Source organism: Chryseobacterium sp. YIM B08800 (genome assembly GCF_026163565.1).
GTDB lineage: Bacteria > Bacteroidota > Bacteroidia > Flavobacteriales > Weeksellaceae > Chryseobacterium.
The window spans coordinates 1-12,430 of record NZ_JAPDKN010000084.1 but is presented as its reverse complement, the minus strand read 5'-3'; the positions used below and the strand labels follow the sequence as shown (position 1 = coordinate 12,430).

The following is a 12,430-nucleotide window of genomic DNA, read 5'->3' as shown; positions in this document are numbered from 1 at the left end:
AGTTTGCACAACTTTTATTCAATCTAAACCAAATGCACTACGGGTGGGAAAATTTTAATTAGATCATTAGCTACGATTCTGCAAAACCGTTTTTAATTGCAAAAACAGCTAAACCGACTCTTGTTTTAAGATCAAATTTTTCACAGAGCTGATCTCTGTAGCTCTCTACAGTTCTTGGGCTACAGCACATTTTTTCTGCAATTTCTTTATAGCTCAGTTCAGTAACAGTATAAGTAAGGAATTCTTTTTCTCGTTCAGAGATTTTCTTTTTTTTCTCATTATTTTTTTCGTCACTCATATTCGAAAAAATAATTTTTGATGCCCAATCCGGGTAAAAAAAACCGTCGCTGTTTAGCTTTGTAAGTGCAATTTCCAGATCTTTCGGGTGAGTGTTTTTAAGAAGATAACCTTTGGCTCCGTTTCTGATCATTTTGATGACGCTGTTGTCGTCACCCTGCATACTGAGCGCCATTACTTTGATATTTGGATGATTTTCTTTAAGCCATACAGCAGTTTCGAAACCGTTCATAACCGGCATACTGATGTCTAAAAGAATGATATCCGGAATTTTCTGCCCACTTTCAAACTTGTCAATCATATCTTTTCCGTTTTCGGCCACATCGATTACTTCAAAATCTTCGAAGTTATCTATAATTCCTTCAAGCGCTTTGGCGATCAATAAATGGTCGTCAACAATTACAATGGTCTTTTTCATGGTCGTTTTTTTAGTTTTATTTCAATCATGGTACCTCTGTTTTTATTACTTTCAAGATTAAATTCGGCTCCAATGATTGCTGTTCTGTTTTTCATATTGGTAAGCCCGATTCCGTTGGAGAGAATTTTGTCGATGTCAAAACCAATTCCGTCATCATTAATTTTTAGTTCCCAAAGATTTTCTTCGGTAGTATTAAGCTTAATGAAAATATTTTTACACTTTGAATGTTTAATACTGTTCTGAATAAACTCCTGTGTAATTCTCAATAAAACATTTTTATAAACAAAATCTAGATCAAGGTATTCAAAATTATGCTCAAAATGAATTTTGCATTTCTTCAATACACTCGCATTATCTACTTCTTCCTGAACTAAAGTTATAATGTCTTTCTGATTAATGTTATCATCGGTTAATGTTTTTGAAAGGCTTCTTAAATCCTGCAGAGACTGATTGATAATTTGCGAAACCTGATCTATTCTTTCGCTTTCTTCCAGAATTTTATTTTCGTAAAGCAACTGTTGTATGTAAAGACTTGCCAGTGTAAGTTTTTGCCCGATATTATCATGCAGTTCACGACCGATCTGCTGCATCGTAGCCTGCTGAATTTCGAGCTGGGTTGCTAAAAGCTCTTTCTGATGAATTTCATTTTTAAGCTGAATTTCATTAAGATATTCTATTTTTCTCTGCTTGTATTTTCTAATATAAATCATCACAGCTACCAGAAATAAGACGAAAAAAATATTGAATAAAATAATAGTTAAGTATAATTCTGTTTTCCCCATACGAATGAACTTGCAAATAACAGATACATCACAATTCCGGATAAAAGGAAATAGCTATAATAGAGACTCCAGATATCCATATGTTCCAAAAGCTGGAAATAAAATGCCCAAAACGGGAGCGTACCTATGTAGAACAAAGTTACGCCAAGATTAATGTAAAACATCCTGTTTTTCGTAAAATTAAGAATGTTATCAGAGTTAACCTGCTTATAATATTCCATAATAACTAAAAACATCATCAGTAGACTTCCAAACGTGTAGTTGAAAGAAAAAATATGTTTGTTTTTTACAAAATAAAGCTGATTTGGGATGAATGCTAAAAGAAATAATGCCGAAAATACAAAAAACAGTTTTTTATTTTTGAGTGATTGATAGGCATAAAGCCAATAAAAAAATATAAATTCTATCGGGATTACGAAGTAATTAAAAAATAAATTTTTTGGATAAGAAATATAGTTTTCGGCAAACTTTCCGAATATTTCGCAACAGAAAATAAAAATCAGAAATATTGAAAAATATCGATAGTGACTTCCTTTTATTTTTTTAAAGAAAACAATTGATGCAAGTGCAGCAAGACCTTCTGCGAAGATCATGCAACTTTGTAGAAATAATTGGAAGTCACTCATAATGATTGATTAATAAGACTCTACTACTGATGTACTTGGAGGAACCAAAGTTCCGTGATTTTGAGCTAAAGCCAATCCTCCGGTTACAGCAAGTGCTTTTCCTTCAAAAGGATTAAAATCATAATTAAGATCCTGATCTTTTTTTGTAGGAATCATCACCAAAGTATGTCTTTTGGCATAGTCGGAAGGAATAGGCAGTACAGGAGTTCCCGGGTATGCAGCATAATAAAAACGAATTCCTAAATCGTCATTTTGTACATTAGGATCAATTATCTGAGCCTGGGTTTCTATTTCTGTAATAAAGCTTTTCAGCGTTGATAAATCAAACCAAATAGAATGTGCATCATCCATCATCATGTTTTGATTAATGCATTCCAATTGATTGTTTCGGTAATTGTCTACTAAATTTTGAATAAAATCTACAGGAAGTGTATTCGGATCATTCAAATTTAAGTTGTTCATACTAGTGTTTGGGTCATTTTGATTACTCATTTTCTTAGGTTTTATGGTTATATCTGGTACAAATTTGCAAAAAAAACTTTTTAAAGTCTTCCGTTTTTTCACTGTAAATCCTGTCTTTGCAATTTATTTTTCCATTAAAAAAAATAAGTACCACAGAATGAGATCTGTGGTACTTATCCAAAAATTAATTTATATATGAAAAAAACTACTTATTTTTCCGTAGGTCTGAAAACCAAACCTGTTTCTTCGAAATAATCTAATGTGATTCTGTCGCCGTCATTCACATTTCCTGCAAGAATCTCTCTCGATAATTTGTTGAGAACTTCCTGCTGAATAACTCTTTTTAAAGGTCTTGCTCCGAAAACCGGGTCGTAACCTTTGTTCATCAGATAATCTACGGCATCTTGCGTTGAGGTCATAATGATATTTCGTTTTGCTAACAAATCATTGTATCCTCTCAACTGATATTGAACGATTTTTCCGATTTCTTTTTTTCTTAAAGGCTGGAACAATACCGTCTCATCAATTCTGTTTAAAAATTCCGGACGAAGCGTTTGTTTCAGCAAATCAAAAACTTCAATCTTGGTTTTGTCTACAATTTCATCCAAAACGCCGGTGCTGTTAGGCTGAGCGGAGTCGAAGCCTTCAAAATTTTCCTGAATAATATGCGAACCAAGATTCGAAGTCATAATGATAATCGAGTTTTTGAAATTCACGACTCTACCTTTATTATCCGTCAATCTTCCGTCATCCAAAACCTGCAACAACGTGTTGAAAACATCAGGATGCGCTTTTTCAATTTCATCTAAAAGCACGACTGAATATGGTCTTCTTCGCACGGCTTCCGTTAATTGTCCACCTTCGTCGTAACCAACATATCCGGGAGGTGCTCCAACCAATCTCGAAACCGAATGTCTTTCCTGATATTCACTCATATCAATTCTCGTCATATTGTTTTCGTCATCGAATAAAAACTCCGCCAACGCTTTTGCCAACTCAGTTTTACCAACACCTGTTGTTCCCAGAAACAAGAAACTTCCGATTGGTTTTTTCTCGTCACTCAATCCTGCTCTGTTTCTTCGAATGGCGTCTGCAACCGCTGTAATCGCCTCGTCTTGCCCAACAACTCGATGATGAAGTTCAGTTTCAAGATGTAACAGTTTTTCTCTTTCAGATTGAAGCAATTTTGTAACCGGAATTCCTGTCCATTTTCCGATAACTTCAGAAATGTTTTCTGCGGTTACTTCCTCTTTAATCAATTCATTCTGATGGTTTTGCATTTCCAATTCAAGTTTTTGCAAAGCATCTTCTTTCTCTTTGATTTTTCCGTACTGAATTTCAGCAACTTTTGCGTAATCACCCGCCCTTGAAGCTCGTTCTGCTTCTAATTTCAGAGATTCTATATCTTTTTTAATCTGGGTTAAATCCTCAGATTTTTGTTTTTCTTTCAGCCATTTAGCATTAATTTCATTTCTTTCTTCAGAAATTTTTGAAATATCTTCTTTTAAATGGTCAATTTTTGTCTGATTGCCTTCTCTTGAAATGGCTGCCAATTCAATTTCCATCTGCATTAGTTTTCTATCGAGAACATCCAATTCTTCAGGTTTTGAATTGATTTCCATTCTCAATTTAGCCGAAGCTTCATCAATCAAATCAATCGCTTTATCCGGTAAAAATCTGTCAGAAATATATCTTTGAGACATTTCTACTGCAGCGATAATCGCTTCGTCTTTGATTCTTACTTTGTGATGCGCTTCATATTTATCTTTAATTCCACGAAGGATTGAGATTGCAGATTCCGTATCCGGTTCTTCCACCATTACTTTCTGGAAACGTCTTTCTAGCGCTTTATCTTTTTCAAAATATTTTTGATATTCATTCAAAGTCGTTGCACCAATCGCTCTTAATTCTCCTCTTGCCAAAGCAGGTTTCAAAATATTGGCAGCATCCATCGCACCTTCACCACCTCCGGCTCCAACCAAAGTGTGAATCTCGTCGATGAACAAAATAATCTGTCCGTCAGATTTTGTCACTTCGTTTACGACGGATTTTAGACGCTCTTCAAATTCACCTTTGTATTTTGCGCCGGCAATCAACGCTCCCATATCTAATGAATACAAGGTTTTATCCATCAGGTTTTCAGGAACGTCACCATTGATAATTCTGTGTGCGATTCCTTCTGCAATAGCCGTTTTACCAACACCTGGTTCACCAATTAAGATTGGGTTATTTTTTGTTCTTCTTGAAAGAATTTGTAAAACCCTTCTGATCTCTTCATCACGACCAATTACAGGGTCAAGTTTCCCTTCTGCAGCAAGTTCGTTGAAGTTTTTAGCATATTTATTTAAGGATTGATACGTCTCTTCTGAACTTGCAGAAGTTGCCTTACTTCCTTTTCTTAGTTCTTTTATTGCGCCTTCTAAAAGGCTTTTTGTAACGCCCATATCTTTCAGCATTTTCGAAACTTCAGAATTAGTTTCTAATAATGAAAGCCACAAATGTTCGATGGTTACAAACTCATCATCCATTTTTTTTGCAATGTTGGGCGCATCCAGCAAAACTTTGTTTGCTGATTGTGAAAGATAAATATTTCCACCTTGTACTTTTGGGAGTTTTTCAAGATTTTCACGGTTGCGCTCTCTTACCAAATTGGCATCTGCTTCAGATTTTTTCAGTAAGAAAGGCGATATATTTTCATCTACCTGAAAAATTCCTTCCAGTAAATGTTGAGGTTCTATTTGTTGGTTGCCAAATTCCATTGCTACTTGTTGTGCAGCTTGGATGGCTTCTTGTGATTTTACGGTATATTGATTTAAGTTCATGTTTTATGTATTTTTTGGTTCTTGCAATTTTACTTTCATTTATAGATTTTAGACATCAGATTTCAGACCATAAGAGTCTCATAAATGTTAATTTTTCAAATCAGATTTTCTAATTTCTGATGTCCTCAATCTTATCAATCATTTAATTCGTGAAGAGTATTTCAAAAACTGTTCAATTATTGATTTTTTAAAAATAATGGACAAAATTTCCGAAATATTCATTTTTGGGTTTGTTTTGAAAAGACAAAATTTCCGATTTTAAATAATTCAACAGAGAATCGAGAAATATGAGTCAGTAATCACTGAACAGTAGAATATTATAAAATATAGGAAAGATTGTAAATGATTAGATGAAAATCAGGATATTAAAATCAGAATAATTACTTTTGCACTTTACCTATGGAGTTAAAAGAAAAACAGATCAAAATACTCGAAGTCGCTGTAGAACTTTTCAAAGAGAAAGGTTATATGGGCAGTTCGGTAAGAGATCTTGCAACAAAACTAAATATAAAAGCAGCGTCATTGTATGCACACATTCGTTCTAAAGAAGAAATTCTTGAGTGGATTTGCTTTGGAGTTGCTCATGAGTTTTTTGCAGAACTTCAGGAAGTAAAAAATACAAATGTTTCTCCGCAGGAAAAGCTTAATCTTTTTTTAGATAAACATTTATCGGTTGTTCTTAAAAACCGCGATGTTACGCACATTTATTCTAATGAATGGAGGCATTTGGAAGAAAGATTGCCCGAATTTATTGAATTAAGAAAAAATTACCAGCAAGAAGTAGAACAACTCATTTCTGAAATTTATCAGGCCGAAAACTGGGAACTGAAATCTTCTGCTTTTACGACAAGATTTATCCTTCATACGCTGAATAATTCTTATTTCTGGTTTAAAAGAAATATAGAATCAACGTCTGAAATTACCAATGAGATAAGAGATAAACTGCTTTTTGGTCTCTTGGGGAATCAAAAACAGTCTTAAGCTTTCAAAATTAATTTTAACCGCAAAATTTTTAACACATTAGTCACATTAAAGTTTTTTTTGACGTGTATATAAGAACACATTAGTTTTTGAAAATCTTTGTTTTTCTTTTATATTGTCTAAATATTTTAAATGATTTAAACTAAAAACTAATATGACTTATGTGTCAAAAAAATATAGTTTGAAAAATTATTCGTTCTTATCATTCATCAATGCATTTGAGTTTTCATTCGCCTAATTTTGTTCTATCTAAAAATCAGAAATATGGAATTAGGAATAGGAATGTTTGGCGACTTGGCTTTTGATCAGACTACCGGAAAATATAGAAACGCAGGAATTAAAATCAGAGAAATTCTTGAGCAGGTAAAATTAATGGACGAGGCAGGAATCGATGTATTCGCAATGGGAGAACATCACCGTGCAGATTATGCCGTTTCTTCACCTGAAATCGTTTTGGCCGCCACTGCAAGTATTACAAAAAATATAAAATTAGCAAGTGGAGTTACGGTTTTGAGCTCATCTGAACCTGTAAAAGTTTACGAAGATTTTGCCACATTAGATCTGATTTCTGATGGAAGAGCAGAGATTTTTGTAGGGCGAGGAAGCTTTATAGAATCTTTTCCACTTTATGGATATTCTTTAAATGATTACGAAGAGCTTTTTGATGAAAAACTAGAATTATTACTCAAAATAAATTCAGAAGAAAACGTTTCTTGGACTGGGAAATTACGTGCTCCGATGCAGAACCAAACGGTTTATCCGAGAGCAAAAAATAACGGGAAACTTCCAATTTGGAGAGCAGTTGGCGGAACTCCACAATCAGTTTTAAGCGCTGCACAATTGGGAATGCCTTTAGTGGTGGCAATTATTGGCGGAATGCCAATCCAGTTTAAAAATTTAATTGAATTTTACAAACAAGAATATCGTAAAGCAGGACATGATGAGGCTGAAATGCAGATTGCCATTCATTCTCACACTTTTGTAAGTGATGAAAAAGAAGTTGTAGACGGATATTTTCACAATTATAAATCTCAGATGGATAGAATTGGCGCTTCCAGAGGTTGGTCTCCTTATACAAAAATCCAGTATGAAGGTGGAAGAGGGAAGGATGGAGCATTATTTATCGGAAATGCTAATGAAGTTGCCGATAAAATCAATTACATGAAAGAAATTTTCGGGATTACAAGATTCATCGGCCACATGGATGTAGGAGATCCTGCGAATGATGTAATGATGAAATCCATTGAATTATTTGGAGAAAAGGTTGCTCCACAAGTAAAATAAAATTGAAATCCGCTGGAAATATTTCCAGCGGATTTTTTACAAAATTATTTATGAATGATTGACCGATTCGTAATAAGCAATCGCAACTTGTGGATGAAAAGCAAACATAAAAGTTTCAAATCCATTTTCGTTGTATATATTTTTATTTAAGAGATACTTGTTGTCGATGATGTCGATTAAAGCTAATTCCGGAGTATAAAAAGTGATTCCGATTTTATGCTTTGAAGAATCTTCAATATTGGAACTTATTAAATCTAATTTAAAATTCTCAATCGGAAAAAAAGTATTTCCCAAAACATCAGGAAGGCTTTTGATCTCGCCATTTAACTGAGAAACATAATTGACAACCGCTGAACTCAATAAAAAGGAAATTCTTTCGGCATGAGGATTTTTAGCTAAAAGTTCCCAGTAATTTTTTACAGGATTTTCTTTATCATCAAAAACCTGATGCTGAATTTTATATTCAAAATAGGTGTCTTCAAAAATATATTTGTCCCAAATCATTTCAGAATTTCTGTCGATTACAATTCGGAATGCGAGTTTTATTTTTGCTTTCATGATGTTTAAATTATGATGAATTGAAAAAGGAAAGTTTTCTAATTCTGTCCCGCTCTAAATAAAATTAATATGGAGCATTTTTAATTTATAAGAACCTTTAGATTTTGATTAAATATTCCTTTAGAGTTTTCAATAGTAATTTTTGCTACATACATCCCAGATTTTAGTTGGTTTTGGCTCATTTTAATTTCCTGTTTTCCTGCAGAAAGTTTTTGCTGGTTAAGAACTGTTGTGATTTTTCTTCCGCTGATGTCAAATAGATCAATATTTACTGTTGATTTTTCGTTTAAAACAATCGGGAAAGCAGTTTCTCCCCTGAATGGATTGGGATAATTTTGATCCACTTTAAAGTTTTTATGATTTGAAGTTTCTTGCGTTCCAAGGCTCGCTGTTCCTGCAACATAAATCGTATGAGTCAATATATATCCTCCGGAGAGAGAACCTGTAACTGTACTCATTTCGTTACTTGTTCCGTCAGAAAATACATTGTCATTTGCATTGTAGGTATATCCTGTCATTCCTTTGGTATAACCGTAAGAAGTTCCGTTAACATTTACGTTGTAAACTGCGCTGTTTGTTCCCTCAGGAAATGCAATTTGAGTTACCAAAAGCGAAGTTCCGTCCGGCTTGTAGATATGCACATGAATATGCGTTGCCCTGCTTTGGTACCATCCCGGAAATATACTTGTGAAAGAAACTAAACCATTTGCATCGGTCGTCTGTCTACCTCTTAAGAAATGATAATTGGTATAATTGGTCTGCTGCATTTGAGTTCCGCCATATTCGGAATAATTTCCGTCTTTATCACAATGCCAAACATCAACTAAAACACCTTGATAAGCGCCACAATTTCCATTGGTATTTTTGATGTAAATATTCATGGTAAAAGCAACTCCCGTTCTGTCTCCTACAATATTGGTTTGCACAAGACTTGATGGAGTATGCGTAGGAAATGGGCCTTCCGTTTCAAAATTGGTGACACTGCAGCTTAAAACATTTTTTGCTGAGTTTTTGCCTGAATTTTCATCAGAAACAATTTCAGAACGTAAAAAGTTTGGGGCTGCAACGGCAACTCCGGCTAATCCAAGAGAATTTTTTAAAAAGTTTTTTCTATCCATATTTTCTAAATTTTTTTAATGTTAAACCTCAAAGAAAATTATAAGCGCATTTTCACTTAAAGCTTCAAATTCGAGAGTCTCAATTTCTGAAAGCAGAATTGCATCTCTTGTTTCCATCAATCTGTTTTGAAATTCAAATGCTCCGTTAATTACCATTCCAAAAATTGAATTTTCTGGGTTTTTCAGTGTATAAAATCCTTCTGCACGACCATTGTAAATGCCGATAAAATTTGGGGTTTCTAAAGACTCTGAAATATTCCTGAAATTATTTTTCAATGTAAAATCTATCTCGTTTCTTGAAATGTTACTTATATTCTCTTGCTTATCAAATACAAAAATCAGAATGTCTGCCTTATCATGATAAATATGATTTTTAAAAACCAGGTCTTTTCCCTGCTCGAGATTCATCGTAAGAGAAGTTCCTGCAAAAAGAGAATGATAATAATCATTGATAATTATTTCACCATATAATGGCAAGATTAAAACTGTTTTCTCCTCTTCAAAATTAATGCGCCATTCTCCGTTTACTTCTAAAACAGCTTCGTATACATTCAGTATTTGGTTATTAAAAACTTCAGATATAGCATTGGTGTTAATCTTATTCCAAATTCTGAAATCGTTTCTTATAATTTTTGATGGGCTTTGAATTAACATAATCGATTGATTTAAAATTAAAAAGCAGCAAATTATTTACTTCATCATCAAATCTATTTCCTATAATTTACTGCTCATTTATAAAAATGAAATATCTTTTAAGCCGAAACTTTTATCGTGTGTGTCAGCGCGAAACCTCCGCTTACGCTTCCCGAAATACTGGACATTTCGTTGGAGGTTCCGTCACTGAAAACATTATCATTAGAATTGTAGGTATAACCGCTCATTCCTTTATAGCCTGTACTTGCAGCAACCAAGTTAACAGCACTGTCGCTTCCTTCAGGAAATGCAATTTGAGTAACCAGCAAAGATTGTCCTGCAGTATTATAAATATGAACGTGAATGTGGGTCGCTCTTCCGTTGTACCAACCCGGAAAAATAGAGGTGAAGCTTACTTTTCCACTGGAATCTGTGGTTTGTCTGCCTCTCAGAAAATGTACAGAAGTGTAATTGGCAGACTGCATCCCTGTTCCGCCATATTCAGAGTAATTTCCATCTTTGTCGCAATGCCAAATGTCTACTATCGCTCCCTGTAAATTGGCACAACCTGCATTCGCATTCTGAACGGTAATTGCAATTGTAATCGGAACTCCCGTTCTGTCGCTCACAATATTGGTTTGTACTAAACTGGAGGGTGTTTTAGTCGGAAAAGGACCTTCCGTTTCCGAATTGGTGACTGCACAAGCTGTTGAGATGGAATTGTCAATAACGCCTGTTGTAGAATCTTCATCTTCATCATTTCTACAATGAATCAGAATCGGTGCTGCCAAAGCAGTAACGCCTGCTAAACCTAAACTTTTTAAAAAGCCTTTTCTGTCAATTGTTTTCATATTTTCTCATTTTTCTTAGATCAAATGTATTTTCAAAAAAACAGATGAAGAAATTTATGAGGTAAACAGAAAAAATGTGTCGGTAAAGGTTGGTTTTTTATGAGAAATTAAGAAAGCAATGAATGTCCGTTTTTTCATCAGATTGCTGTAATATTAACAATAATGAAGTTTCAAATATTCTATCTCGAAAAATATTGATTGTACCCATATTTACAAATCACTCGGATTTTATCTCTTTGATCTTAAAATGATTTTTTAAATAGATTAATTATGAAAATAAAACAAAAATATCTGACAAAAAAATAGAGACTAGAAAAATCTAGCCTCTATCATTTAATCATTTACTAAAAAACTGTTATTTTTTAATCGCTTTTATAGTTTGTTTAGAACCATCTTTCATGTGAAGAATTACCAAATACATTCCTGCATTAAGATCTCTTAAATGAAGAGCAGCTTCAGGTTTATCAAATGTTTTTACCAATCTTCCTGCAACATCCATCACAGAGATTGACTTCACATTAGACACATCCGAAATATTCAAGACATCTACAAATGGGTTTGGATAAACTTTAAAATTATCTTTAGCCTTAGTTTCACCTGTTGCTAAAACAATTGAAGAATCATAAGCAGAAACCTGGAACGCTCCATCTGTAGCAGTTGAATATTTCCATACGCTCACGTACAATGTAGCTCCTGGAGTTTGTCCCGTTAATGATATTTTAGAGAAATTGCCATTTCCATCATCATCATTACACGCTATAGATGTAGTTGATGTACAATCTGCAAATACAGACATTACCGTATCAGAAAGTGGAGATCCTGTAACAGCATCCGTTTCAATAGTTAAGCTTCCTGAAGCAGGGACAACAACACTATACCAAACATTTCCACCTACATTGGTTGGAGTAATTAAACAAGTTGCAGTTAGAGCTGGTGTATTCGTTGAACCATCAGTATTACCAACTAAAGCATTTTGAGCAAACGTGTTACCTGGAGTTAACACTGTAGCATTAGAACAATTATCGTTAGCTGGAGGCGGTGGCGGTGTTCCTACACAAATATTAAATGTTGCATTTGTAGCAGCATCACTAGACCATGTCCAAACTCTTATTTTATACTCTTGACCTACTGTTAATCCTGTAACATTCATAATATCCGGGTCACTACAAGAAATACTTACCAAACTTCCGCAATTGCCACTATACAAAGCCATTGCCATATCAGTAGAACCAGACACGTTAGATAATGCTATTCTATGAGCAGTATTGGTTGCAGTAAATTTATACCACACATCATCATTCGTTCCGGTTGCACCACATGATGGCGCTGTTTCCGTAGATGCTGTTGCCGAAACCGTAGTCCCTGCTGTAGTCGAAGCGCATAAAAAATCTGGATTTACTGTTAAATTTATAGCTCCTGAACAATTATCATTTGCAGGAGGCAAAGGCAAAGTGCCTACGCAAATATTAAATGTAGCATTTGTAGTAGAATCATTAGACCATGTCCAAACACGTACTTTATATTCTTGTCCTACGGTAAGACCAGAAACATCCATTGTATTAGGATCACTACAATTAAGCTGAACCAAATTTCCACAT

12 protein-coding genes are annotated in these 12,430 nt (G+C 34.2%); 2 read left to right on the top strand and 10 right to left on the bottom strand.

The window, feature by feature from the left end; genetic code table 11:
* Positions 1-70: 70 nt before the first annotated feature.
* From OEW74_RS18965 to clpB, 5 genes are all read right to left on the bottom strand, one after another.
* A complete protein-coding gene (locus OEW74_RS18965) occupies positions 71-715 on the bottom strand; it encodes a response regulator transcription factor (protein WP_265429962.1) in 645 nt (214 codons plus the stop codon).
* Complete coding sequence (locus tag OEW74_RS18960) at positions 712-1,497, bottom strand: sensor histidine kinase (protein ID WP_265429961.1); 786 nt, start codon at positions 1,495-1,497, stop codon at positions 712-714. Before OEW74_RS18960 ends, OEW74_RS18965 begins: the two co-directional genes overlap by 4 nt.
* Entirely contained in the window at positions 1,473-2,123 is a 651-nt protein-coding gene (locus tag OEW74_RS18955) for a hypothetical protein (protein WP_265429960.1), read from the bottom strand. The genes OEW74_RS18960 and OEW74_RS18955 overlap by 25 nt, the downstream gene beginning before the upstream one ends.
* A 9-nt stretch (positions 2,124-2,132) precedes the next feature.
* Positions 2,133-2,585 carry a hypothetical protein gene (locus OEW74_RS18950; protein ID WP_265429959.1) on the bottom strand — a complete coding sequence of 151 codons (453 nt, stop codon included), beginning with the start codon at positions 2,583-2,585 and terminating at the stop codon, positions 2,133-2,135.
* Positions 2,586-2,794: 209 nt separating this feature from the next.
* Positions 2,795-5,407, bottom strand: coding sequence for an ATP-dependent chaperone ClpB (gene clpB / locus OEW74_RS18945; RefSeq protein ID WP_265429958.1), 2,613 nt, complete (start codon positions 5,405-5,407; stop codon positions 2,795-2,797).
* Positions 5,408-5,806: 399 nt separating this feature from the next.
* On the opposite strand from clpB, the gene OEW74_RS18940 reads away from it, so the two are divergent.
* Positions 5,807-6,388, top strand: a complete 582-nt coding sequence (locus tag OEW74_RS18940; RefSeq protein ID WP_265429957.1) for a TetR/AcrR family transcriptional regulator — start codon at positions 5,807-5,809, stop codon at positions 6,386-6,388.
* Positions 6,389-6,652: 264 nt separating this feature from the next.
* Positions 6,653-7,672, top strand: coding sequence for an LLM class flavin-dependent oxidoreductase (locus tag OEW74_RS18935; protein WP_265429956.1), 1,020 nt, complete (start codon positions 6,653-6,655; stop codon positions 7,670-7,672).
* A 48-nt stretch (positions 7,673-7,720) separates the two neighbouring features.
* Here OEW74_RS18935 and OEW74_RS18930 read toward each other — a convergent pair whose 3' ends face one another.
* The 5 genes from OEW74_RS18930 to OEW74_RS18910 all read right to left on the bottom strand — a co-directional run.
* Entirely contained in the window at positions 7,721-8,230 is a 510-nt protein-coding gene (locus OEW74_RS18930; RefSeq protein ID WP_265429955.1) for a hypothetical protein, read from the bottom strand.
* A gap of 80 nt (positions 8,231-8,310) precedes the next feature.
* On the bottom strand, positions 8,311-9,348 hold the full coding sequence (locus OEW74_RS18925) for a T9SS type A sorting domain-containing protein (RefSeq protein ID WP_265429954.1): 1,038 nt from the start codon (positions 9,346-9,348) through the stop codon (positions 8,311-8,313).
* Between the two features lie 21 nt (positions 9,349-9,369).
* Complete coding sequence (locus OEW74_RS18920) at positions 9,370-10,002, bottom strand: hypothetical protein (RefSeq protein ID WP_265429953.1); 633 nt, start codon at positions 10,000-10,002, stop codon at positions 9,370-9,372.
* Between the two features lie 98 nt (positions 10,003-10,100).
* Positions 10,101-10,832 carry an intradiol ring-cleavage dioxygenase gene (locus tag OEW74_RS18915; RefSeq protein ID WP_265429951.1) on the bottom strand — a complete coding sequence of 244 codons (732 nt, stop codon included), beginning with the start codon at positions 10,830-10,832 and terminating at the stop codon, positions 10,101-10,103.
* A gap of 355 nt (positions 10,833-11,187) precedes the next feature.
* The coding region (locus OEW74_RS18910) for a T9SS type A sorting domain-containing protein (RefSeq protein WP_265429950.1) at positions 11,188-12,430 on the bottom strand (1,243 nt) is incomplete at its 5' end.